This window comes from Ensifer sp. R-19 (genome assembly GCF_049905105.1).
In the GTDB taxonomy this organism is placed as follows: domain Bacteria; phylum Pseudomonadota; class Alphaproteobacteria; order Rhizobiales; family Rhizobiaceae; genus Ensifer.
In genome coordinates this window covers 508,428-531,113 of sequence record NZ_CP184570.1, presented here as the reverse complement: position 1 = coordinate 531,113, position 22,686 = coordinate 508,428, and the positions used below count along the sequence as shown (strand labels likewise).

21 protein-coding genes are annotated in these 22,686 nt (G+C 62.4%); 9 read left to right on the top strand and 12 right to left on the bottom strand.

The window, feature by feature from the left end:
* Window positions 1-154: 154 nt before the first annotated feature.
* From ACN9MO_RS21710 to ACN9MO_RS21670, 9 genes are all read right to left on the bottom strand, one after another.
* Window positions 155-1,774 (bottom strand): ABC transporter substrate-binding protein, encoded by a 1,620-nt coding sequence (locus tag ACN9MO_RS21710; protein ID WP_112996010.1) that lies wholly within the window; start codon window positions 1,772-1,774, stop codon window positions 155-157.
* A 61-nt stretch (window positions 1,775-1,835) separates the two neighbouring features.
* On the bottom strand, window positions 1,836-2,660 hold the full coding sequence (locus tag ACN9MO_RS21705; protein ID WP_113737885.1) for a creatininase family protein: 825 nt from the start codon (window positions 2,658-2,660) through the stop codon (window positions 1,836-1,838).
* A gap of 354 nt (window positions 2,661-3,014) precedes the next feature.
* The gene (locus ACN9MO_RS21700) at window positions 3,015-4,007 is read right to left on the bottom strand and encodes an oligopeptide/dipeptide ABC transporter ATP-binding protein (RefSeq protein WP_255571386.1); all 993 of its coding nucleotides are present in this window, start codon (window positions 4,005-4,007) and stop codon (window positions 3,015-3,017) included.
* On the bottom strand, window positions 4,004-5,026 hold the full coding sequence (locus tag ACN9MO_RS21695; protein WP_112996012.1) for an ABC transporter ATP-binding protein: 1,023 nt from the start codon (window positions 5,024-5,026) through the stop codon (window positions 4,004-4,006). The genes ACN9MO_RS21700 and ACN9MO_RS21695 overlap by 4 nt, the downstream gene beginning before the upstream one ends.
* Window positions 5,023-5,931 (bottom strand): D,D-dipeptide ABC transporter permease, encoded by a 909-nt coding sequence (ddpC, locus tag ACN9MO_RS21690; protein WP_057249686.1) that lies wholly within the window; start codon window positions 5,929-5,931, stop codon window positions 5,023-5,025. The genes ACN9MO_RS21695 and ddpC overlap by 4 nt, the downstream gene beginning before the upstream one ends.
* 2 nt (window positions 5,932-5,933) lie before the next feature.
* Window positions 5,934-6,947, bottom strand: a complete 1,014-nt coding sequence (locus ACN9MO_RS21685) for an ABC transporter permease (RefSeq protein ID WP_112996013.1) — start codon at window positions 6,945-6,947, stop codon at window positions 5,934-5,936.
* 134 nt (window positions 6,948-7,081) lie between these two features.
* Entirely contained in the window at window positions 7,082-8,623 is a 1,542-nt protein-coding gene (locus ACN9MO_RS21680; RefSeq protein WP_113737884.1) for an ABC transporter substrate-binding protein, read from the bottom strand.
* Between the two features lie 122 nt (window positions 8,624-8,745).
* Window positions 8,746-9,378, bottom strand: a complete 633-nt coding sequence (locus tag ACN9MO_RS21675; RefSeq protein ID WP_113737883.1) for an XRE family transcriptional regulator — start codon at window positions 9,376-9,378, stop codon at window positions 8,746-8,748.
* Between the two features lie 200 nt (window positions 9,379-9,578).
* The gene (locus ACN9MO_RS21670) at window positions 9,579-11,036 is read right to left on the bottom strand and encodes a M81 family metallopeptidase (protein WP_113737882.1); all 1,458 of its coding nucleotides are present in this window, start codon (window positions 11,034-11,036) and stop codon (window positions 9,579-9,581) included.
* A 111-nt stretch (window positions 11,037-11,147) separates the two neighbouring features.
* Here ACN9MO_RS21670 and ACN9MO_RS21665 point away from each other — a divergent pair, with 111 nt between their 5' ends.
* The 9 genes from ACN9MO_RS21665 (at window position 11,148) to ACN9MO_RS21625 (ending at window position 19,276) form a co-directional block, all read left to right on the top strand.
* The gene (locus ACN9MO_RS21665) at window positions 11,148-11,972 is read left to right on the top strand and encodes a M55 family metallopeptidase (protein ID WP_113737881.1); all 825 of its coding nucleotides are present in this window, start codon (window positions 11,148-11,150) and stop codon (window positions 11,970-11,972) included.
* Window positions 11,973-11,996: 24 nt separating this feature from the next.
* Window positions 11,997-13,235 (top strand): FAD-dependent oxidoreductase, encoded by a 1,239-nt coding sequence (locus ACN9MO_RS21660; RefSeq protein ID WP_113737880.1) that lies wholly within the window; start codon window positions 11,997-11,999, stop codon window positions 13,233-13,235.
* A gap of 435 nt (window positions 13,236-13,670) precedes the next feature.
* Window positions 13,671-14,597: an amino acid ABC transporter permease gene (locus tag ACN9MO_RS21655; protein WP_082615790.1), complete on the top strand. Its 927-nt coding sequence runs from the start codon at window positions 13,671-13,673 to the stop codon at window positions 14,595-14,597.
* Window positions 14,594-15,358 carry an amino acid ABC transporter ATP-binding protein gene (locus ACN9MO_RS21650; RefSeq protein WP_057249673.1) on the top strand — a complete coding sequence of 255 codons (765 nt, stop codon included), beginning with the start codon at window positions 14,594-14,596 and terminating at the stop codon, window positions 15,356-15,358. The genes ACN9MO_RS21655 and ACN9MO_RS21650 overlap by 4 nt, the downstream gene beginning before the upstream one ends.
* Before the next feature lie 32 nt (window positions 15,359-15,390).
* Window positions 15,391-16,251, top strand: coding sequence for an ABC transporter substrate-binding protein (locus tag ACN9MO_RS21645; RefSeq protein ID WP_082615789.1), 861 nt, complete (start codon window positions 15,391-15,393; stop codon window positions 16,249-16,251).
* Between the two features lie 22 nt (window positions 16,252-16,273).
* Window positions 16,274-17,083 (top strand): GntR family transcriptional regulator, encoded by an 810-nt coding sequence (locus tag ACN9MO_RS21640; RefSeq protein WP_156414619.1) that lies wholly within the window; start codon window positions 16,274-16,276, stop codon window positions 17,081-17,083.
* A complete protein-coding gene (locus tag ACN9MO_RS21635; protein WP_057249667.1) occupies window positions 17,080-17,820 on the top strand; it encodes a BtpA/SgcQ family protein in 741 nt (246 codons plus the stop codon). Before ACN9MO_RS21640 ends, ACN9MO_RS21635 begins: the two co-directional genes overlap by 4 nt.
* A complete protein-coding gene (locus ACN9MO_RS21630) occupies window positions 17,817-18,335 on the top strand; it encodes an ureidoglycolate lyase (protein WP_057249666.1) in 519 nt (172 codons plus the stop codon). Before ACN9MO_RS21635 ends, ACN9MO_RS21630 begins: the two co-directional genes overlap by 4 nt.
* Window positions 18,332-19,276 carry a carbohydrate kinase family protein gene (locus ACN9MO_RS21625; RefSeq protein ID WP_113737879.1) on the top strand — a complete coding sequence of 315 codons (945 nt, stop codon included), beginning with the start codon at window positions 18,332-18,334 and terminating at the stop codon, window positions 19,274-19,276. The genes ACN9MO_RS21630 and ACN9MO_RS21625 overlap by 4 nt, the downstream gene beginning before the upstream one ends.
* Window positions 19,277-19,385: 109 nt before the next feature.
* On the opposite strand, the gene ACN9MO_RS21620 is transcribed toward ACN9MO_RS21625, so the two are convergent.
* The 3 genes from ACN9MO_RS21620 to ACN9MO_RS21610 all read right to left on the bottom strand — a co-directional run bounded on the left by ACN9MO_RS21620 (window position 19,386) and on the right by ACN9MO_RS21610 (window position 22,619).
* Entirely contained in the window at window positions 19,386-20,438 is a 1,053-nt protein-coding gene (locus tag ACN9MO_RS21620) for a sugar phosphate isomerase/epimerase family protein (protein ID WP_425987712.1), read from the bottom strand.
* 153 nt (window positions 20,439-20,591) lie between these two features.
* The gene (locus ACN9MO_RS21615) at window positions 20,592-21,545 is read right to left on the bottom strand and encodes a substrate-binding domain-containing protein (RefSeq protein WP_057249660.1); all 954 of its coding nucleotides are present in this window, start codon (window positions 21,543-21,545) and stop codon (window positions 20,592-20,594) included.
* 63 nt (window positions 21,546-21,608) lie between these two features.
* Window positions 21,609-22,619: an ABC transporter permease gene (locus ACN9MO_RS21610; protein ID WP_057249658.1), complete on the bottom strand. Its 1,011-nt coding sequence runs from the start codon at window positions 22,617-22,619 to the stop codon at window positions 21,609-21,611.
* Window positions 22,620-22,686: the final 67 nt, after the last annotated feature.

Here is a 22,686-nt window from a genome sequence, read left to right as displayed (position 1 = left end):
GCGAAACCACGAACCTGATTAAGCGGGATACGAGACTCACCTGCCAGCCGTCGCAGATGACACATCAATGGAACTTAACTGGGAGACTTTTTTCAAATTATATCAATCGTGCGCGCCTGCCGAAACAGGCGCGCAGAAACCCAACGTGTTGGGATTATTCCTCGATATCGACCTTGTCGAATCGATGCGAACCCAAGGGTTCCATCACGTAGTTCTTCACCTTTTTCAACATCGGCAGCACAACGGTGGAATGAGCAATCGGAACCCAAGGTGCCTGGTCGCTGATCATGGCCTGCGCTTCTTCGTACAGTTTCGTCCGCTCGCTCTGATCCGAGCTGGTACGCGCCTTCTGGAAGATCTCGTCGAGCGGCTTGTCGCACCAGTTGGCATTGTTGCTGCCGCCAACGCCCGAGCAGCTGAAGAAGTAGCTGAGCAGATTGTCGGGATCGCCGTTGTCGCTCGTGCCGCCCAGGATGACGGCGCCATCGCGCGCTTCGTCGCGCACCTTCTTCAGGTACTCGCCCCATTCATAGGAAACGATCTCGACGCCGATGCCGACCTTGGCAAGGTCCGCCTGCATCAGCTCGGCCGCGCGACGAGCATTCGGCATGTATGGACGGCTGACGGGCATCGCCCAGATTTTCATCTTCAGATCTTTGACGCCGGCTCCGTCGAGAAGCTTCTTTGCCGCTTCCGGATCGTAGCTGTAGCCCTCGATGCTGCCGTTATAGCCCCACATCGTCGGCGGCAGGACGCTTTTGGCGACCTGGCCCATGCCCTGATAGACGGAATCAACGATCGCCTTGCGGTCGATCGCCATGTTGATGGCGCGGCGCACCTCCAGCTTGTCGAACGGCGCGACCAAGGTGTTCATCGCGAGATAGGAGACGTTGAGACCCGGTTGTTCCAATACCGTCAGGTCCGGATTTGCCTTCAGCCCGGCAACATCGGCCGGCGCCGGGTACGGCGCGATATGGCATTCGCCCGCCTGAAGTTTCTGCATGCGTGTCGTCGGGTCGGTGGTGATCGCGAAGATGAGATTGTCGATCTTCGGCGCGCCGGCCCAATAGTCTGCATTGGCTGCAAAGCGGATCGCCGCATCTTGCTGGTAGTCGACAAACCGGAACGGCCCGGTGCCGACAGGCTTGCGGTCGAGGTCCTCGCGCCGTCCCTCAGCCGCCAGCTTGTCGGCATACTCTTTCGACATGATCGAGCCGAAGTTCAGGGCAAGCTTCGCCGGAAGCGACGCATCCGGTTGCTTCAGCACGAACTTGACGGTCTTTTCATCGACCTTGACGATGTCCTTGATGACCGTTGGCATGTCCATCGCGTTGAACATTTCCCAGTTCGCACCAGGAAAGTAGCTGTTCCACGGGTCGTCCTTGTCCAACTGGCGAATGTAGGTGAAGAGCACGTCGTCTGCGTTGAAATCCCGTGTCGGGGTGAAATCATCCGTCGTCTGGAACTTCACGCCTTCCCGCAGTTTCAGCATGTATTCGAGATTGTCCTCGGAAATGGTCCAGCTTTCGGCGAGGCCCGGGGCGACGTTGGTGGTGCCGGGCTCGAATTCAGTGAGGCGATCGTAGATCGTCTCGGCCGAAGCATCCCACGTGCTGTTGGCCGAGTAGAGCGCTGCGTCGAACCCCTCTGGCGCGCCCTCCGAGCAATAGACGAGCGTCTTCGCCATGGCAGGCGTCAGCGCCACGCCCGAAAGCATGGTTGCTGCAAACAGGGAAACAAGGGTTTTGCGCGTCCGCGCGAATTTCAAAGTCATTGGCGTGTCCTCCCTTGGGAATGGAATGCGAAATGCCCGGCGGATGTCTCGCCGGCTGAGGTCAATCGGCTTTGCCGGCCGTCGTGCTGAGGCCACGGCCTGGCGTCCAGACCGGGTCTGGCGCGGTCCAAAGCACGTCGTTGCGGATCAGCTTCACCAACTCGTTCGCCTGCAGGTCGAGGAAGCGCTCGCCCTTTTCGGCGGTTGCGCTGCGAGGATCGCCCCAGGTGCCGGTGACCGGCGCCCGCTCGGCGAAGGAATAGAAGCGCGACACGTCCGCAGGTACGTCAACGGGATGCTGCTGGTTGCCGAAGGCCTGGCCGAACATCTCGGTCTTTACCGCATCCGGAACGATCGCCAGCATGACCGACGCTTCGCCCTCACAGGCATGGTGCGCACCGGTGTCGACCTCGAAGATCTTGCTGGCCTCCTCTGGCGCCAGCATCCACGGCGTTGTGGCGACGATCGGCATGGCGAACTCGACCGCCAGTTCGCGCACGGCAACCGCGAGCGGGTCCATGTTGCCGCCGTGACCGTTGACGATGAACAGCCGCGAGAAACCGAGCGTCTTCAGCGATCGGACGATGCAGCGAATGACGCGGCTCAGCGTATCGTAGTCCAGCGTGATGGTGCCGCCGAAAGGCAGGTGGTGTTCGCTCATGCCGAGCCACAGGCCGGGAAGAACGGCGACCGGGATGTCGTCGGCCACGAGACGGGCGGCACGGATGGCCGCGGCCGATGCGCTGGCTGTGTCGGTAATGACCGGCAGGTGCGGCCCATGCTGTTCCAGCGAACCGATCGGCAGGACGGCAAGCGCGCCCGGCTTTCCGGCGAGTTCACGCAGGCTGGGTGCGGTCATGCGCGCCCATTCGACTTCCTTCTTCATCTTAGGCCTCTTTCATCAGATCAAATTCATTTCGGCTCGTAGCCGCGTGGACTGCCGCACGCGCGACGGCGTCCGCCGACATGGGGAAAGATGCGGAAGCGGCAGCTGACAGGGGCACCGATCGGCATCGGTCAGGTCAATGTAGTCTCCGGCGGCGTAGGTCGCGCTTCGTTCGAGTGCAGTGGTGGGATCCGCTCCAAATATGCACAGTCGGAAATATCAATCAAATTATTTTTCCGATACGAAAATTATCTTTCTTAAAATATCGGAACAGCGCATCAAATGATATGGAGCGGCCACCCCGCCAGCCGTGCCAACGGTCGGCGGAGTGTGTCTATAACGCTCGTCTGCGCCTCACCCCTGCGCCAGATGACACCTTGCACAGCGTGCGCCCTCGCCTAGGTGCTGGAGAACCTGCGGCGCCTCGCAGCCGGCTGCAGCCTTGCCGCAGCGTTCCTTGTAGAAGCAACCGGTTGGCAGTTTTCGGTTGTTTGGAAGCTCGGCGGTCCGCACCTCCGCAATGGTCGGCAAGGGACTTGCGAAACTCGGAGCCGCGGCCAGAAGCGTCTGCGTATATGGGTGCCGAGGATCGCCCAGCACCACGTCGGCCGGGCCTGATTCAACTATCTGGCCGAGATACATCACCGCGACATCGTCGCAGAAGTGGCGCACCAGTGCGACATCGTGCGAGATCATGAGGTAGGCGAGCCCCCGCTCCCGCTGCAGTTTCAGAAGCAGGTTGATGATCTGCGCCTGGACCGACACGTCGAGCGCCGATGTCGGTTCGTCCAACACCATGAGGTCGGGGTCCGTGCTGATGGCGCGGGCGATGGCAATGCGCTGGCGCTGTCCGCCTGAAAACTCGTGTGGCAGACGATCGAGATGTTCCGGCCTAAGACCGACAGCGGTCGCCAGTTGTTCCGCCTTCGCATGCAGCTCGGCGTTGCTATGCCCGCCGCGAATATGCAGCGGCTCGCTGATGAGCCGCCAGACCGGCAGGCGCCGATCGAGCGAGGATTGCGGATCCTGGAAAACGATCTGCATCTTCTGCCGCAGCTGGCGCTTCTCTCTGCCCTGCGCTGCCTGAAAATCCTGACCGTCAATCGCCACCCTACCCTGCTCGTAAGGCGCAAGTCCGATGATCGCCTGGGCGAGCGTACTCTTGCCGCAACCGGATTCGCCGACAATGCCGAGGCTTCTGCCGGCACGAACTCTAAGGGTGACGCCGTTGACGGCGTGCACATGCGAGGTGGGGCGCCCGAGCCAGTTGCGGGACGCCGGGAAGCGGACATGGAGATCGGAAACCTCCAGAACCGGCCGCGCCATCGTTTCAACGCCTGCGGTCATTTCCGGCTCCCTTGCTCTGACAGTTCTCGCGCGTCACCGCGCCGCCAGCACGCCACCTGTTGGCGATCGGCCCCAGCCAATTGCGGAGACTGGGATCGACAGAGATCAACCGCTTCCTTGCATCGCGGCTGGAAATAGCAGCCCGCCGGTGGATGCAGGAGATTAGGCACCGCGCCTGGGATCGCTTCGAGCTCCTGTTTTGGCGCCACCCGATCCGGCAGACAGCGCAATAGCGCCTGGGTATAGGGGTGCTGCGGCGCCTCGAGCACGGTGCGGGTCGCACCATGCTCAACGATCCGTCCGGCATACATCACGTAGAGCCGGTCGCAGAGCTGCGACACGACGGCGACGTTGTGCGAGATGAAGATGACCGATGTGCCGGTGCGGCGCGCGCGGTTCTGGATCAGCCTCAGGATCACCGCCTGCACGGTGACATCGAGCGCGGTCGTCGGCTCGTCGGCGATGATGAGGCCGGGATTGCATGAGAACGCCATGGCGATCAGCACGCGCTGCCGCATGCCGCCGGAGAGTTCGAACGGGTAGAGCTTCATGACCCGCTCTGGCTCGCCGATCAGCATGTCGGCGAGAATATCCCGCGCAATGCGCCTGGCATCCGGCAAGCTTGTCTCCTCGTGACGCATGATGACGTCAGTCAGCTGCTTGCCGATGCGGATCGTCGGGTTCAGCGCGTTCATCGGCTCTTGAAAGATGGTCGAGAACACCTTGCCGCGCACATCCTGCAACTGACTGTCGTCCATGGCGAGGGTGCTATGGCCAAAGAGCCTGACCGAGCCGCCGGTGATCCTGTAGCGCCCCCTGGGCAGCAGCCCAGTCGCGGCCATGGTCGTCACCGATTTGCCGCAGCCTGACTCGCCGACGATCCCGACGATCTCAGCCTTTCCGACATTGATCGACACATTGTCGAGCGCCTTGATCGCGCCGCTGAAGGTGGGAAACTCCAGAGACAGGTTGTGAATGGCCAGCGCCTGGCCGCGTCGTTCTGCCGTGCCTGTCATCATCTGCCCCTCAAGCGCGGGTCGAGCATATCGCGAATGCCGTCGCCAACCAGATTGCACCCCATCGCCGTGACCAGAATGGCGAGACCCGGGAAGGTCGCGTACCACCACTGATCGAGCATGTAGCTGCGGCCGCTGCTAACCAGGGCGCCCCATTCGGAGGTCGGCGGCTGGGCACCGAGGCCGATGAAACTAAGCGCGGCTGCGATCAGCACGACGCCGCCAAGATCGAGCGTCGCCTGCACGATGATCGGCGACATCGCGTTTGGCAGGATATGCCAGCGAAGGATGTAGAACGGCGAAGCGCCGAAGGTGCGCGACGCCTTCACGAAGACCTGCTCGCGCAAGGAAAGCGTTTGACCGCGGGCCAAACGCACATAGGCGGGAATACGCACGATCGCCACGGCCAGCATGGAGTTGAACAGGCTCGGGCCAAGGGCTGCGGCCAGCGCCATGGCCAGCACCAGCGCCGGCAGAGCAAGAACGACGTCCATGAGCCGCATGATGGCGGTGTCGACCGGTCCGCCGACCACGCCGGAGAAACAACCGATCAGCACCCCGACCGACATCGAAATCAGGACGATCATGAAGGCGGCGCCGCAGGACGCCCTCGCCCCATAGATCACGCGTGAGAACAGGTCGCGGCCAACCTCGTCCGTGCCGAACCAATGCGCGGCACTTGGCGGCAACAGGCGCGCCGTCAGGGAAACCTTGTCGGGATTGTACGGTGCGACCACCGGTGCGGCAATGATCATGATGAGAACGAGCAGGATGATGGCAGCGCCAACGAGGGTCAGCGGGCTGCGGCGGCTGAGGTACCACAGATAGTGCAGCCGCTCGGAGATGGACTTGGTCCTGCGCATCGCGGCACTCGACGCAGCAGGTTCTGTCGGCATGACGGCGGACATGATCAGACCTCCCTGATTTGCGGGTCGGCGAGCATGTAGGCGAGATCGACCAGGAGGTTGATCAGCACATAGCCGATGGATGCGACGATCGTGAAACCCATGATGGCGGGAAAATCGAGCGTCTGAATGGAGGTCACGACATAGGTGCCCATGCCCGGCCAGGCAAAGATCGTCTCGGTCAGCACTGCTCCATAGAGAAGGTCGCCAAGCGCCAGTCCCAACAGGGTGATCGAAGGGATCAGCGCGTTTCTGAGTGCGTAGTTGAAGACGATCATGCCCTTGCGCAGGCCGCTCGCGCGGGCGGTGCGGATATAATCTTCCTGCAGCACATCCAGCATCGAGGCGCGGATCTGGCGGGTGATCACGCCCATATTGGCGAAGGCCAGCACGAAGCCCGGCAGGATGATGTGGTAGATGGCGCTGCAAAAGGCATCGAAGCGGCCTTGCAGCAGCGAGTCGATCAGCAGGAACCCGGTGATGCGTTCGGGTGCAACGATGCCCATGGCCAGGCGCCCGCTGCCGGGCAGTATCTGGAACTTGGCGTAGAAGAGGTAGATCAGGATCAGGCCGAACCAGAACACCGGCATTGAGATGCCGCAGACGGAGACCGTCCGCGCGATCTGGTCGATCGGGCCGTCCTTGTAGACGGCCGACAGCACGCCGAGTGGTACGCCCAGACAGATCGCAATGAAGAGCGCGACCGTTCCGAGTTCCAGTGTTGCCGGCAAGAAGGTACGAATATCGGCTGCAACCGGGCGGTTGGTCCGCAAGGACGTTCCCAGATCGCCTTGCAGGAGATTGCCGATATAGATGGTGAATTGTTCGACGACCGGGCGATCCAGACCCAGGTTGCGCCTGACGTTCTCAAGCGTTTCGGCGCTTGCCCTATCGCCCGCAATCATGCGCGCGGGATCTCCCGGAATGAGGTGAGAGATCGTGAAGGTGATGACCGCGACCCCGAGCACCACAAAAAGCAGCAATATCAGACGCGGAATGATGATGCGGGTGATTGCCATGGACGTCAGCCTTTCCAGCAGGAAAACCTTGCTTGGGAAACGATGAAACCCTGCCGTCACAGCCGTTGGGGCCGGCGGCAGGTGTTCCGTGGATTGAGGCCTGTTGAACGAGAGGATCGCTTCAATCCGGCCCCTCACTCCGTCTTCGACATCGTCCCGAAGTTGTAGACCTGGATCAGCATGGGATTGTAGACATAGCCTTTCACCACGGCGCGACGGGCGAAGATGTCATTCTTCTCCATGATGTAGAGATAGGGCGCGTCCTCGGTCGAAAGCTTCTGCGCCTCGATGTAAAGAGCCTTGCGCTTGACCTCGTCGACGATCGATCCCGCCTCACGCACGAGATCGGTCACCTGCTTGTTGCTGTAGAAGGAACGGTTGCCCGGGCCGCCCATTTTGTCGGCGTCGAACCAATAGTTCATGAACATGTAGGGGTCGGCAAAGTCAGGCGTCCAGGCACCGGGAGCCATATCGAATTTGCCGTTGGCCACCAGTTCGCGTTTGGTCGTGTCGGCGACCGCCTGCAGATCGAGCTTGATGCCGACTTCAGCCAGTGACGCCTGCAGCGCCAGCCCAACCGGCTCCCAGGCAGGGTCCGCCTGAGAGAAGGTATAGGTCAGGTGAATATCGCTCTTGCCGGAGTCGGCAAGCAGAGCCTTGGCCTTCTCGATGTCGTATGTGTACTGGAAGCCCTGCGGGTCGTGTCCCCACATGCCGCTCGGCACCGCGCCGCGCATTTGCTTGGCCTGGCCGAGCATGATGCCGTCGATGATGCCTTGATAGTCGACCGCATAGGAAATCGCCTTGCGAACCTTGGCGTCGTCGAGCGGCGGCTGGCGGTTGTTCATGTAGATGTAGTTCACATACATGCTGGGATTGCTCTCGACCACGACGGAAGCGTCCTTTTGCAGCGCCTCCGCCTGATCGAGCGGGATCTGTTCGATGATGTCGGCATCGCCGTTGGTCAACTGAAGGCGGCGGGCCGACACGTCGCCGACGATGCGAATGACGACCTGTTTCAGCGCCGGCTCAGTGCCTGCGTAATGTTCGTTGCGGTCGAGCACGATGCTCTGGTTCCGCTCCCAGGAGGCGATACGGTAGGGCCCGCTGCCGGCGGAGTGCTCGGCAAGCCAGGCCTTCGCCATGTCGCCGTCCTTTTCATGCTCCATCACCTTGGGATTGATGATCGCTGCCCCGGAGACGGCCAGCGTCGAAATGAACGGCGCGAACGGCGCCGTCAGATGAAATCTGACAGTCTGCGGATCGACGACCTCGACCTCCTTCAGCACCGGGAACGCGTCGGACGGTCCGGCCTTCAGCTTCATCAGCCGGTCGAAGCTGAATTTGACGGCCGCGGCATCGACCGGTGAACCGTCATCGAACTTGTGGCCGCTGGCGAGCTTGAAGGTCCACACGAGGCCGGCATCGTCGGCGGTCCAGCTTTCAGCCAGTTCGGGCCCGACCTCCGTTGAGCCGCCCTTGTAGGCGACGAGCCTTTCGTAGGCGGCATAAATCAGTGTGTAGCCGCTGTTGCTGATTTCAACTCCAGGATCGGCGGTCGGCGGATCTTCCGCTCGCGCCAGCACCAGCACGTCCTGCGCTGCGATCGCGCCGGAAAGAGGCGTCGATGCCAGAAGCAATGCAACGCCGATCGATTTCCACTTGGAACCGTTCATCTCGTAGTCCTCCCCAGAACTGCAGTGCCGATGCCCTCCCGGCATTCACCGCAGCTCTAGAGTAGGAAACGATTTTCCTAAGTGCAATATTTTTTCTTATCGTATTTGTTTTTTAGTTTCGATCAGCTTTTGAGCTTGATCGTCTGCGTATTCGCGAGCGTGGAGACCAATTCGGTTTCCGGAGTCGAACAAACGCACAGGATTTGCGCAGGTTCTTCGCTGACGCTGAGATAGGCGTGGCCCATTATTGCGTCGAAATAGCAGGAATCGCCCTTCTTGAGGCGCAAAGGCGCATAGATCTCGGTGTGAAGCTCCAGTTCCCCTTCGAGTACGTAGAAGAACTCTTCGCCCTTGTGGCGGATCAGTGGCCCGAACTCCTCAAGCGTGCGTGCCCGGGCCACCGCCACGATCGGAACCATCGACTTTTTGGAAATCTCCGTACAAACATAGAGATAATCGTAGTTCTGCGTGATGATCGCCCGCCCGTCGCCCGACTTGGTGTAGGTGCGGCGCCCCAGCATGTTGGGCGCGTCTTCAGCGCCGGTCATCGTCCCGAAAAGCTCGACGATGTCGACCTTCAGGCCCTGGGCGAGCTGGATCAGCCGGTCGTAGGTGAGCTGCATCTGGTTGTTTTCGACCTTGGAAAGGGTCGAGACCGCAAGCCCGGTCATGGAACTCACCTCTGCCAAAGTCCAGCGATTGCGGTTGCGAATCTCCTTCAGGATATCGCCGAGGCTGGATTTCGCATCGGTCATCGTTGGCGTCTCCAATTTGCCTGCAGCCGTTCCGGACCGCGTGCCGATCTCGGCTCAGCCCGCGACGCGGCAGAATCCGACTGGCATGATAGGAAAACCATTTCCTATAATACGTGGCCGAAATCAACATTGCCTCGAAGGCAATGCGTGCCGGCGACAACCCTGCCCGCGATCGTCTTCGGATCGATACCGCCCTTGCCCTACCCCTCGAATGGGTTGGCGACCCTGGGCCAATAGGGTCGCTTCAGCTTGGTAAAGGCCAGTTTCTCGAATGAGGGCTGCAAGGCACCGGGCGCGCTTACGTAGAGAATTTCGCGCGCGATGGGTTCGAAGCCTGCGCGGAAGTGGTTGCTGGATTTCACCACGACGATCTTCTTCTGCGCCGGGTCCAGGCCGAGCGCGGTCATGCATTCCGGGTGGAAGGTTTGTGTGCGCACGGTGTTCAGCACGATGTCGACGTTGCCGACACTGACCCAGACGGCATCGCCGATGCCGAGCGGCGTCGGCCCGAAGCGCTGTGTGATGCCCGAAGCGACACGCCTGACCGTCACCGTCAGATCGAGCGGATCGCCGGAAGCCGGCCCGACCTTGCCGCCGATCCGCAGCGCCAATGTGGCCCCCTCTCCCGCCTCGCGGCACATGCGCACCGCAATCGGGTCCCAATAGAGGCAGGTCGCCACGTCTTCGATGCCGCGCTCGATGATGCGACGCAGGATGAAGGTCGAGTCTCCAGGCGCTCCGCCGCCTGCATTGTCGGAGACGTCGGCAAGCACGATCGGACCGCTCTTCGCGGCAATGGCCCGATCCAGCGCCGCGTCGATACCGAGATAGTCTCCGCGCATTTCTTCGCGCGCATCGAATATCTCCCGACCGAAGGACCGGGCGGTGCGCGCAGCCTTTTCCGGGTCATTGTCGGTGACGACGAGCATCTTGGCGCCGACATCCTCGACATCGCCCCAGGGGAAGCCGTGGCCGAAGGAGACCGACAGCACGCCATCCTGCCCCTCCACGGCTTTCATGCGATCGACAATGCCGCGCAACGGGGCGCGATGCGGGTGGAAGGTGTTGATCATGCGGCAGTCATAAACGCCCATGGCTGGTCGCACTTCGCCCGCGAGGGTCCGCTCCACCAGCCGGAACAACTGGCCGGCTACCTCCTCGATGTCCGTATGCGGATATTCCTTGTAGGTAGCGATCATGGTCGCATTGGCGAGCATGCGGTCGGTGATATGGCAATGGAGATCAAGTTCGGCGGCAACCGGCACATTCGCCCCGACCAGCCCGCGCACATGCTCGAGCAGATCCCCCTCGACATCGTCATAGCCTTCGGCGACGCAGGCGCCGTGCAGGGCAAGCATGACGGCATCGACCGGCATGGCCGCCTTGAGGTCGCCAAGGATGGTGGCGCGGAAGCTCTCGTAGACCGCCCGCGTGGTCCTGCCGCCTGGCTCGGCCACCGCGCACAGGCTCTCCACCACGCACCAGGCCTTTTCTTGAGCGGCCTTGCGCCAGACAGACAACTGCGACGAGCAGCAGGTGAGCGGCCTGCTGGTGGCATCGCCGTAGGCGATCAGGTTTTCCCGGAAGGCCTCAACGCCCGTCTGCATCGGCGAAAATGTGTTGGTCTCGGTGTCCAGCCCAGCGATGAACAGTTTCATTTTTACCTCTTGCCTATCAAGAAAGATATTTTCTAATCATAAAACTATGTTTATCGTCGGAAAGTCAAATGCATTATCCGCGCCTTCGCGCGGCTGACTGGGGAGGCAGGAATGCGCGTCTATATTTCCGCGGATATCGAGGGCATCGTTGGGGTCGTCAGCCGCGACCAGCTGATGCCCGAAGGTTTCGAGTATGAGAACGCCCGGCGCTGGATGACGGACACAGTGGTCCATGCCTGCGAGGCTGCGCGTGAAGAAGGCGTGGAGGAAGTCATCCTCAGCGATTCTCATGGAAATGGCGAGAGCATCCTGATCGACCGCCTGCCCGACTATGTGCAGGTCGTGCGTAGCTGGCCGCGGCCGCTGATGATGATGCAGGGCATCGAGCTCGGGTCCTTCGTCGGCGCCATGCTTCTCGGCTATCACGCCGGGGCAAGCCACTCGGGGGGCGTGCTGTCGCACACCATCGGCGGCACAGCCTTCGCCGAGGTGCGGATCAACGGCGTCGTCATGCCGGAGGCCGGCATCAATGCGGCCATCGCCGGGCATTTCAATGTCCCGGTGCTGCTCGCCTCGGGCGACAACATTGCCTTGGACGAGATCAGGGAGCGCATCGGCGACGTCGTGACGGTGCCGGTGAAGCAGGTCTACAGCACGCAATCGGCGATCACGCTGACGCCGGCCGTCGCGCATCGCCGCATCCGCGAGGGCGTCAAGGCGGCGCTGGCAAGAGCAGGCTCGGCAAAACCGTTCAGACTGGAAAACCCTGTCCTGGAGATCGTGTTCCGAAATCGCCTGCCGGCCGAGTATCTCTCCTATCTCAAGGGCGTCGAGCGCACTGATGGTTACACGATCCGCTACCAGGGCGACGACATGGTCGACGTATCGCGCTTCATCCAATTCGTGGTCGGCTACAATTCGCGCCTGACATTCTGACGAGTCCTTCTGCGGAATCAAACAATGACTACCTCCATCGTCCTCGGCGCCGGCATGGTCGGCGTTTCAACCGCGCTCGCATTGCAGGAGAGCGGGCATCAGGTGGTGCTGCTGGATCGCAAGGCGCCGGGCCGGGAAACCAGCTATGGCAACGCCGGCATCATCCAGACCGAGGCCGTCGAGCCCTATGCCTTCCCTCGCTCCGTGACCGAGATCGCCAGGGTTGCGCTCAAGCGCGGCAACGACGTCGATTGGCGGCTGCGCGATATGCCACGCTTGGTGGGCCCGCTCTGGCGCTATTTCGCGCAGTCGGCGCCCGCGCCTTACGCGAGAACCATCGCGGCCTATTCACAACTGGCGCTGCGTGCGAGTGACGATCACGCGCGTTTCATCGAACCCGCCGGCGCTGGGGAACTGATCGTCCGGCAGGGCTGGCGCGCGGTCTATCGTACACCCGCGACATTCGAAGCGGCTGCTGCCACCGCGGAGCGGCTGAAGCGTGTCTACGGCGTGCCGTCAGCGGTGCTTGGTGCATCCGAACTCGCAGCAAGCGAGCCGGCGCTGCAACCTCGGCTCGCGGGTGCGGTCCATTGGACCTCTCCCTGGACCTGCCGTGACCCGGGTGAACTGGTCGCGCGCTATGCCGCTCTGTTCGTCGCGCGCGGTGGAACGCTGGCCCGCGGCGACGCCATGAGCCTGCAGCAGAATGGCGCCGGCTGGCAGGTGTTGTCCGAGGGCGGCACTTTTACGGCACAGAACGCGGTCATCGCCTTGGGTCCATGGTCGCCGACACTCGCGAAGACGTTCGGCTATCGCATCCCCATGGTGTTCAAGCGCGGTTATCACAGGCATTTCGCAGGTTCGAACGGACCGCGCATTTCGATGCTGGATGTCGACCGTTCCACGCTGGTTGCACCGATGAACGCAGGGTGGCGGGTATTGACCGGTGCGCATATGGCACCGCCGGGCACAGCGCCGGCATCGCGACAGATACTGCACGCCGCCAACGCCGCGCGCGAGCTTTTTGGCTTGGGCGAGGCCGTCGAAGCAACGCCCTGGTCGGGCACCCGGCCCTGCATGCCCGACATGCTGCCCGTCGTCGGTCCGACCCGGTATAAGGGCCTGTGGTTCCATTTTGGCCACGGCCATCAGGGCTTCACATTGGGCCCGACGACCGCCTTCATTCTGGCGGAGCAAATCGAGGGGGGACACGGCAATCCGCTCGCCCAGCCCCTGACGCCATCCGCGCGAGGCTGGGCATAAGGCGCGGCTTTGCGCCGTTCGGTATGGACGCTGGATAGGATTACGAGAACGAGTACTTGCGGACTGGCGAGACTTTCAGCGTCTCGCCAGTCGAAGCGGTGCGGTCCCTTGGCACACCGGCAACGCTCATAGCGCGCCGCAGCCTTACTTATTTTCTCTTCAACGGACCGTTCGGTTCCGTCCCGGTACAGCCTTCATGCGGCTGCATCCCGGAAGTTGCCAGTTCGGCCGGGCGCTTAGCGCTTGAGAAACTGTCCCCCTCGCCGGTTCCTCCGTGCCAGCGGCGATCGTTTTGTTCCTCGCGGCCGCTGACTTCCAATCCTCCAGCGCATTCAGCGCGAATATGCACAGGCGGAAATATTCTCCGGTCGCCAGCTTGACTCCGTTTCGGCGTGCTTCTATTAAGTTGTAGGCCTAACCCTACAATTGGATGCCATGCACCACTCTCACTCATCTTCAACGTCCGCGCTGTCACTCGCAGACCTTCCCGGTCCGGATGTCGCCATCCGCCCACTGCACCACCCCTGGCGGTGGATCAGTGGCGGTCTCGTCATCCTGCTGCTTGCCGTGATCGGCCGCGCCTTCGCAGTCGGGCAAATCCAGTGGACGGTGGTCGGCGAGTTCCTGACGGCTGGCGTCATCATCACCGGCTTCGGTTGGACGCTGCTGATCTCGGCCTGTGCGCTGGTGCTCGGCGTCTTGCTTGGTTTCGCTTTCGGCATCATGCGGCTTTCGGAAAATCCGATCCTGCGCTTTGCAGCATGGCTCTATGTCTGGGTGTTCCGCGGCACGCCGGTGCTGCTGCAGCTGCTCATCTGGTTCAACATCGCTCTGGTCTTCCCGCGCCTCTATATCCCTGGGCTCATCGATGCCCGCATGGTCGATGTGGTGACGCCCTTCGTCGCGGCTGTCCTCGGTCTCGGCGTGAACGAAGGCTCCTATCTGACGGAAGTGGTGCGCGGCGGCATCTCTTCGGTCGACAAGGGCCAGAAGGAAGCTGCCCATACGCTCGGCATGACGCCGGGCCAGACGATGCGGCGTATCATCCTGCCACAGACCCTGCGGCTGATCCTGCCCGTACTCGGCAACAGCGCCATCGGTATGCTGAAGTTCTCCTCGCTCGCCGCCACCATCGCCATGGGCGAGATGCTGAACGCTGCACAACGCATCTACTTCATCAATGGCGCTGTGATCGAACTGTTGTTCGTCTGCGCCGTCTGGTATCTGGCGGGAACCACCGTTCTATCCATCGGCCAATACTATCTCGAACGCCATTTCGGCCGCGATGGCGCAGCCGCAACCCGCGAGCGCCGCTGGTTCAAAGGATGGGCGCGTCGTCCCGTCGCCCCGGGGGAAGCATGACACTCGCAGTCAAGGCAGTCGGTATCCGCAAGAGTTTTGGCAGCCACGAGGTCCTGAAGGGTCTCGATCTGGAAGTCGCCTATGGCGAGGTGCTCTGCATCCTCGGACCCTCGGGCAGCGGCAAGAGCACCTTCCTGCGCTGCATCAACCATCTGGAAACGCCGAATGGCGGCTATGTCTGGGTCGACGGCGCGATCATGGGCTACGAGCTCAGCCGCGGCGCGCTTGAGGGATTGCCGGTCAAGCGGCTCAGGGCGCAGCAGAGCCAGCTCGGCATGGTGTTCCAGCATTTCAATCTTTTCGCGCACCGAACGGTGCTCGGCAACGTCATCGAGGGACCGATGGTTGTACGCGGCTTGAGCCGCGCCGAGGCCGAAGCCCGTGCCATGGGCCTGCTCGAGCAGGTCGGCATGGCGGCCAAGGCATCGAGTTATCCGTCGCAGCTTTCCGGCGGCCAGAAGCAGCGCGTGGCAATCGCCCGGGCGCTCGCCATGGAGCCACGTGTCATGCTCTTCGACGAGCCGACCAGCGCGCTCGATCCGGAACTCGTCGGCGAGGTTCTGGAAGTCATGCGCAATCTCGCGCGTGGCGGCACGACGATGATCGTCGTCACCCACGAGATCGGCTTTGCCCGGGAGGTCGCCGACCGCGTCGTGGTGATGATCGACGGCGAGATCCGCGAGATGGGCGTGCCCACGCACGTTCTGAGCAACCCCGGCGACCCGCGCGTGCGGAGTTTCCTCAGCCGCGTGCTGGCCTGAAGAAAAGAGTTCAAAAAGAGGGAGAACTGAAAATGAAACAACTGCTACCAATGGTTCTGGGGCTAGCCTCCGCAACAATCATCAGCCTGGCCGCAGGCGGCCTGGCGCACGCCGCCGACGAGAAGCTCGCAGCCGCTCTGCCGGACGCGGTGCGCGATACCGGAAAGCTGAACGTCACGATCAGCCTTGCCTATCCGCCAATGGAATACAGCGACGCCGGCTCGACGGAACTGAAGGGCTTCGACATCGATCTTGCCAAGGCAATCGCCGAACGCCTCGGCCTGACGGCCGAGTTCCAGAACGTCGAGTTCCCGCAATTGATCCCGCAGGTCGTCACCGGCCGTTCGGACCTGATCATGACCGCCTTCTCCGACAAGGTGGAGCGCCAGACGCAGCTCGATTTCATCGACTACTTCAAGACCGGCAACGTCTTCTATTCGGCTGCCGATCATCAGGGTGAAATTAAGAGCGAAGCCGACCTCTGCGGCAAGACTGTCGCGGTCGCAACGGGAACCAGCTGGGTTACCTGGGCGGAAAATGTCGGCAAGGCTAAATGCGCAGCCGACAAGCTGATCACCGTCATCCAGATCCCGACCCAGGCCGAGCACATCATGCAGATCCGCCAGGGCCGCGCCCAGGCTTCAGTCATCGGCCTGGAAGGTCTTCTCGACCTGATGAAGCAGGAGCCGGGCAAGTTCTACCAGATCGGCGAGGTCGGCGATGTCAACCACTACGGCATCGCCTTTGCCAAGGCGAACGGTCAGCTGCGTGATGCCGTAAAGGGCGCGCTCGACGCCATGAAGGCCGATGGCACTTATGCACAGATCCTCGACCGCTACGGCTTGAAACAGGCCGCCGTCGAAGAGTTCAAGATAAACGGAGCCACGAAGTAACCGAACCGCGCCGGAGCCTGCCTTGACCCATCCTTCCATGCCAGACGCCTCCACCATCGCAGCAAACGGAAACCCGGACGACCGGCTGGCCCGGCTGCGCCTCGATCTCTATTCGAGCGAGCAGCTCTACCGGCAGCTCTATCGGGCGCTCCGCGCCGCGATTCTCAGCGGCGACTTCTCCGAAGGGGAAGCGATTCCCTCGGAGAACCAGTTGCGCGACCAGTTCGGCATCGCCCGAACAACGGTGCGCAATGCGATGGCGCTTTTGGTTTCGGAAGGTCTAGTTCAGCAGATTCGCGGCCGCGGCACGATCGTCTCGCACCGGCCGATCAGCCACAACATCTGGAATTTCGGCAGCTTCACGGAGCTTGCCCGCCGCCAGGGCCAGCGCCCAGTGACGCGCGTGCTGGAGCACCGGGTCGAGAATGGCGAACTCTTACTGGTGCGCGCCCGCGGGCTTGCCAATGGCGATACGGTGAGTTGGCTGAACGTCGACACATCTCAGCTTGATCTTGCCCTCTATCCGGGCATCGACCGCTACGATTTCGCGGCGCAATCGCTCTACGAGGTTTTGCGCCGCGACTATGACCGCCACCCCTTGCGTTCGGAATTGCTGCTCAGCGTCGTGCCGCCTTCCGACCGCCTCAGGGAGGTCTTTGCTCCGGCGCCTGACGTGCCGGGCTACCTTTGCGCCAGCGGGGATGTGCTCGATGCCGACGACCGGTTGGTCGAGCGCACGTCGATCGTCTACTCGCCGGCCGTCCAGATGAAATTTGCAACGCGCTGGGGGCGCGAGACCGCGCCGCACGGTGCGCAGGAGAGCAAGACATGAGCCGCTTCGGCGACACTTTCACGACCCCAAAACCCATTCTTGGCATGCTGCACCTGGCCGGTGACGGCCCCGCGGCCAAGCTTGCCCAGGCCGAGGAAGAGGCCCGCATCATGGCCGGCGAAGGCGTGGACGGGGTCGTGGTCGAGAACTACTTCGGTGGTGCAGAAGACGTCGAGCGGGTGTTGGACCGGCTGTTCGGGTTCGACCTCGGCACCCGCATCGGCGTCAACGTGCTCAGAGACGATGCGCGCGCCTTTGCCCTTGCCAAAACGTACCCCGTTTCCTTTGTCCAGGTGGATTCTGTCGCCGGCCATCTGCCGCCGGGAGCGGACGAAGCCTTCGAAGCCGAACTCGCGACACGCCGCGAGGACGTTTCGGCACTGTTGTTCGGTGGCGTTCGCTTCAAGTACCAGCCCGTTCTGTCCGGGCGACCGGAATCGGAAGATGTGCGCATCGGCGCTTCGCGCTGCGACGGGCTGGTGGTCACCTCCGACGCCACCGGCCAGCCGACAGACATGGAAAAGGTGGCGCGCTTCCGCGCCGCGACCGGTGGCGCGATGCCGCTCCTGATCGGCGCCGGTCTCACCGAGGCCAATGCCGCCGAGCAACTGGCCAAGGCCGATGGCGCCGTGGTCGGGAGCTGGTTCAAGCACGACCATAAGGACACAGGCCGTGTCGAGGCAGCCCATGTCGCCGGACTGATGCGCGTCGTGCGCGCCATCAGGAGCGACGCATGAGTGCGGCCGACTCCGTTTTCGCCCGCCCGGTGACCCCGGACAATTTCTCGCGATACGGCAAGGTCTATGACCTGACCGGCGACACCGATCCCAAGGTGGTCTGGACCGCCGGTGATGGATGGAGCGACGGCTTCACGAAAACATCGTTGATCGATGGTGCCGGCCATCTCGGCGTCACGCGCGGCGGCAGCGCACCGTGGCACTGCGGCGCTATGGAGCGGCATCCGCAAACGGAGGAGGCGATCTTCTGCTTCGCCCAACCGGTTGTCCTCGCCGTCGCTCCCGCATCTGACGCCAGGGCGCCGGACCGGAATGAGATCGAAGCCTTCGTGATCGCGCCCGGGCAGACCGTGGTGATGGACCGCAACGTCTGGCACGACGCCTGCCGAGGTGTGTCGGGACCAACCCCCTATTACTGGATGGCCGTCTGCGGTCTCGGCGAAAGCCCTTGGGTGCCGGTTGCCGGTGGCCCGAAGCTGGTGCAAGCCATTCCAGGCGAAGGACCAACCGCATGACATGCTTCTTCATCGGCGACGTCGCACTCGACGAATACTACACCGCCGATCGCTGGCCGGGCCGAGCCGACAAGGGTATGGTCAAGGAACTCCCGGCCGAGGCCGGTGGCTCCATTGCCAACGCCGCCGTGGTGCACGCTGGCCTTGGCGGTGAAACGCAGTTCATCTCCCTGCTCAACGACAGTCCCCTGTCGCAACGATTGATCGCCGATTTGAAGGACAACGGCGTCGGCGTTGATCATATGCTGATCGATCCCGCCATTCCGGAATCGCGCAATTTCATCTTCCTCGTCGACGGCGAGCATGTCGTTCTGACGGTCGAGATGGGCGAGCAGCCGATGTGGCTCGGCGCCGCTGCCCTCGATGCGTTGCGCCAACCAGGCTTTCTCTACACGACGCTCTATCGCGCCCGTCGTCTGCATGCGCGAACGGATCAAGGCGTGGTCAAGCAAGCCGACCTTCTTGCCGATCTCCGCCAGCACGGCCGCCGCGTCATCTTCGATCTCGACGTCGGTGGATGCACGCCGCAGGATATGCCTTATCTCACCGGTGCTACCGTCGTTATCTTCAACCAGGTCGGTTTCCGCGCTGCCTTCGGCCACAATGAAATCACGATGATCAGCGACTGGATGCAGGCGCACGATATCGACTGGGTCGTACGCACCCTCGCTGCGGATGGCGCCGAGGCGCGCAACGGCGACACGATCCTTCGCGTTCCCGGCCTTCCGGTTGACGTCGTTGACGTCACCGGTGCAGGCGACACGTTCGGCGGCACATTGACCTGGTGTTTGTCGCAAGGTCAGACCATCGAAGAGGCGCTGGACTTCTCCGTCGCAGCCGCCTCCCGCTCCGTCACCATCCACGGCCCGCGGGCGGGCAAGGCAGGCCCGGACGATATCCGCCGCTGGCGTGACGACGAGCGCCGGCCGAGAGCTCGGTGAACCGCAGCACAAGATCGGATCGCCGGGGGTTGTAGCTGAGCCCTTCCTTTCCGCACGAATTAAAGGGACGGCTGGACGTCACGACCGCCGGCGAGGGGCTGAACCTTACTCAGATCCCAAGCATGCGCCGGTTGGCGGCCTCGTCGGTGCCGCCGCCGGCAAAGTCGTCAAACGCCTTCTCAGTCACGCGGATGATGTGGTGCTTGACGAAGTCGGCACCCTCGCGGGCACCATCCTCCGGGTGTTTCAGCGCGCATTCCCATTCGACCACGGCCCAGCCGGAAAAATCATTGGCCGCCATCTTCGAGAACACCGCGCCGAAATCCACCTGGCCGTCACCGAGCGAGCGGAAGCGCCCGGCGCGGTTGACCCAGCCCTGATAGCCGCCGTAGACGCCCTGGCGTCCGGTCGGATTGAACTCCGCATCCTTGACGTGGAACATGCGGATGCGGTCCTTGTAGATGTCGATGTTGTCGAGATAGTCGAGGCACTGCAGCACGTAGTGCGAGGGGTCGTAGAGCATGCAGGCGCGGGCGTGGTTGCCGGTGCGCTCCAGGAACATCTCGTAGGTGATGCCGTCGTGCAGGTCCTCGCCCGGATGGATCTCGTAGCAGACGTCGACACCACAGTCCTCGGCATGGTCGAGGATCGGTTTCCAGCGCTTCGCCAGTTCGTCAAAGGCGGTCTCGACGAGGCCGGCCGGCCGCTGCGGCCAGGGATAGACGAAGGGCCAGGCAAGCGCGCCGGAAAAACTCGCCATGGCGTTCAGCCCGAGGTTCTTCGAGGCGGTCAGCGCCAGCTTCACCTGTTCCACCGCCCATTGCTGCCTTGCCTTGGGATTGCCGCGCACTTCCGGTGCCGCAAAACCATCGAAGGCCTCGTCATAGGCCGGATGCACGGCGACGAGCTGGCCCTGCAGATGGGTGGAAAGCTCGGTCACCTCGACGCCGTTATCGCGGGCCTTTCCGGCAAACTCGTCGCAATAGGTCTTCGAGGTCGCTGCCTTCTGAAGATCGATCAGCCGCGCGTCCCAGCTCGGGACCTGCACGCCTTTGTAGCCGCAGTCCGCCGCCCATTTGGTGATCGCATCCCAGGAATTGAACGGTGCCGCATCGCCGGCAAACTGCGCAAGAAAGAGCCCTGGCCCCTTGATCGTCTTCATCTCTCGTCTCCTCCGTTGGAAAATGTGCCGGGCAATCGAAAGGCGCCGGCGATGCCCGCCTGGGGCTCAAGACGACACGACCTGTGATTTCAGGTGATCGTTGTGGGATGGCAACCCGCGCCGACCGCGGGCCGCCTTTCAGTCAAGCCTGGATCAGAACGGCGAATCCGGGAAATAGAAGTCCTTGGCATTGTCCTTGGTCACGAGCGTTGCATCGATCGTGTAGACGCCACGGACCGGAACCTGGCCGTAGAAGTTGGCCACGGTCATCTCAAGCGCCGTACCGACCATTGCCGGCGGGTAGAGCACGTCGACCGGGATCATCTTGTCGCCGTCCATGACCTTCTTGATCATTTCCTTCGAGCCGGCGCCGGCAACGACGTATTGGATGTCGGTGCGCTTCGCCTGCTCGATGGCCTGCAGCACGCCGACGGCCATGTCGTCGTCCTGGCACCAGACGACGTCGATCTTCGGGTACTTCGTCAGGTAGTCCTGCATGACCTTGAAGGCATCGTCGCGGTTCCAGTTGCCGTACTGGCGGTCGAGAACCTTGACTTTCGAGCCTTCGATGCCCTTGTCGAAGCCGTCCTGGCGCTGCTGGTCGATCGGGATCGGCAGGCCGCGAATGACGACGACTTCAGCTTCCGGCGTCGTGGCCTTGATGTATTCGCCCGCGACCTGGCCGAGCGCCGGGTTGTTGCCGGCGACGTAGAGATCGCGCACGGAGTTGTCGTTGACGCTCGGCGCACGGTCGACGAGCGCGACGAAGGTTCCCTTGCCCTTTACTTCCTTGATTGCGTTGACCAGCGGATCCGGATCGGTCGGCAGGATGACGAGAGCGTCGATGCCCTGTGTCTCGAGGTCCTGCACGGCGTTGGCCTGGCTTGCCGGATCGGGTGAGGTCTTGACGATGACGTTCAGGCCCGGATTGCGTTCCATCAGGATCTTGGCGACGCGCTCGGCATGGAAGACCACGCCGGCCGTCCAGCCATGATCGGCAGCCGGGATCGAGACGCCGATCGTCACTTTCTTTTCTTCCTGCGCGTGCGACACGCCAGCGAGTGCGGTCATGGCCGCGAGGGTCAGGCCGAATAGCTTATTACGCATTAAGTTCCTCCCAAATATCAGGTCAGCCTGTTTGAGGCCGGGAGACCTGTGGACCCGGCCGTCTCACGATTTCCGAACCAGCGAGCGCTGGACGAGCATCGCAATGATGATGATCGCACCCTGGATGGCGCCGATCAGGTATTCGCTGATGAAGTTGGAGAGCAGCATGATGTTGCCGACCAGTTCGAGGATGAACGCACCACAGATCGTGCCCCAGACGCGACCCGCGCCGCCTTTGAGCGCGGTGCCGCCGACGACAACGGCGGTGATTGCCTGTAGTTCCCAGAGAATGCCAGTCGTTGCCGACGTCGAGCCGAGGCGCGGCACATAGAGGAGGACGGCGGCTGCCACGCAGAGCCCCTGGATCACGAAGGCGACGGTGCGGACGCGGTTGACGGAAATGCCGGAGTAACGCGCAACGTCACGATTGGAGCCGACGGCGACGACGTGGCGACCGTAGCGCGTGCGATAGAGGATGAAGGCCGCCACGGCCGTCACCGCGAGGATGACGACGATCGGTACCGGCAGGCCGAAGATCGTGCCGAAATAGGCGGGACGATAGATTTCCTGGAGCTCTGGCTCCTTAAGCGTGATCGCGCCGCCCTGCGACAACCAGGTCGTCAGTCCCCTATAGATGCCCATGGTGCCGAGCGTCGCGATGAAGGGTTCGATCTTGCCGACTGTGGTGATCAGACCATTGGCAAGACCACAGAGTGCGCCGGCGACAATAGTAAACAGGACCGCCGCCAGAAGCATGAGCACCGGATCGGCGATGACCCCGGAGTTCATGAACAGGATCATCAGACTGGCGATGAAGGCGACCATCGCCCCGACGGAGAGATCGAGATCGCCCGACGAAATCACGAAGGTCGCTCCGACCGCGATAATGGCGATGAAGGCGCTGCGGGTAGCGACGTTGGCGAGGTTGTTGATGCTGATGAAGTTGGGATTGACCAGCGCCCCTACCAGCAGCAGCAACGCCAGTGCGACGAATGGCGCCACGGCCCTCAGATCGATGTCGCGCCAGCTGCGGCGACGAATTGCGCCCTGACTGCCTTCCTCGTTTACGCTCATATCCAATTGAACCTCCGTCCCACCTGTCGGGAATCTTGTTGTTCTCGGCATCTGCGCAGGATGCGCC

Excerpts from the sequence above, each read along its gene's own strand:
- ACN9MO_RS21710 (WP_112996010.1), bottom strand. The coding sequence starts at position 1,774 with ATGACTTTGAAATTCGCGCGGACGCGCAAAACCCTTGTTTCCCTGTTT.
- ACN9MO_RS21705 (WP_113737885.1), bottom strand. The coding sequence starts at position 2,660 with ATGAAGAAGGAAGTCGAATGGGCGCGCATGACCGCACCCAGCCTGCGT.
- ACN9MO_RS21700 (WP_255571386.1), bottom strand. The coding sequence starts at position 4,007 with ATGACCGCAGGCGTTGAAACGATGGCGCGGCCGGTTCTGGAGGTTTCC.
- ACN9MO_RS21695 (WP_112996012.1), bottom strand. The coding sequence starts at position 5,026 with ATGATGACAGGCACGGCAGAACGACGCGGCCAGGCGCTGGCCATTCAC.
- ddpC (WP_057249686.1), bottom strand. The coding sequence starts at position 5,931 with ATGTCCGCCGTCATGCCGACAGAACCTGCTGCGTCGAGTGCCGCGATG.
- ACN9MO_RS21685 (WP_112996013.1), bottom strand. The coding sequence starts at position 6,947 with ATGGCAATCACCCGCATCATCATTCCGCGTCTGATATTGCTGCTTTTT.
- ACN9MO_RS21680 (WP_113737884.1), bottom strand. The coding sequence starts at position 8,623 with ATGAACGGTTCCAAGTGGAAATCGATCGGCGTTGCATTGCTTCTGGCA.
- ACN9MO_RS21675 (WP_113737883.1), bottom strand. The coding sequence starts at position 9,378 with ATGACCGATGCGAAATCCAGCCTCGGCGATATCCTGAAGGAGATTCGC.
- ACN9MO_RS21670 (WP_113737882.1), bottom strand. The coding sequence starts at position 11,036 with ATGAAACTGTTCATCGCTGGGCTGGACACCGAGACCAACACATTTTCG.
- ACN9MO_RS21665 (WP_113737881.1), top strand. The coding sequence starts at position 11,148 with ATGCGCGTCTATATTTCCGCGGATATCGAGGGCATCGTTGGGGTCGTC.
- ACN9MO_RS21660 (WP_113737880.1), top strand. The coding sequence starts at position 11,997 with ATGACTACCTCCATCGTCCTCGGCGCCGGCATGGTCGGCGTTTCAACC.
- ACN9MO_RS21655 (WP_082615790.1), top strand. The coding sequence starts at position 13,671 with ATGCACCACTCTCACTCATCTTCAACGTCCGCGCTGTCACTCGCAGAC.
- ACN9MO_RS21650 (WP_057249673.1), top strand. The coding sequence starts at position 14,594 with ATGACACTCGCAGTCAAGGCAGTCGGTATCCGCAAGAGTTTTGGCAGC.
- ACN9MO_RS21645 (WP_082615789.1), top strand. The coding sequence starts at position 15,391 with ATGAAACAACTGCTACCAATGGTTCTGGGGCTAGCCTCCGCAACAATC.
- ACN9MO_RS21635 (WP_057249667.1), top strand. The coding sequence starts at position 17,080 with ATGAGCCGCTTCGGCGACACTTTCACGACCCCAAAACCCATTCTTGGC.
- ACN9MO_RS21630 (WP_057249666.1), top strand. The coding sequence starts at position 17,817 with ATGAGTGCGGCCGACTCCGTTTTCGCCCGCCCGGTGACCCCGGACAAT.
- ACN9MO_RS21625 (WP_113737879.1), top strand. The coding sequence starts at position 18,332 with ATGACATGCTTCTTCATCGGCGACGTCGCACTCGACGAATACTACACC.
- ACN9MO_RS21620 (WP_425987712.1), bottom strand. The coding sequence starts at position 20,438 with ATGAAGACGATCAAGGGGCCAGGGCTCTTTCTTGCGCAGTTTGCCGGC.
- ACN9MO_RS21615 (WP_057249660.1), bottom strand. The coding sequence starts at position 21,545 with ATGCGTAATAAGCTATTCGGCCTGACCCTCGCGGCCATGACCGCACTC.
- ACN9MO_RS21610 (WP_057249658.1), bottom strand. The coding sequence starts at position 22,619 with ATGAGCGTAAACGAGGAAGGCAGTCAGGGCGCAATTCGTCGCCGCAGC.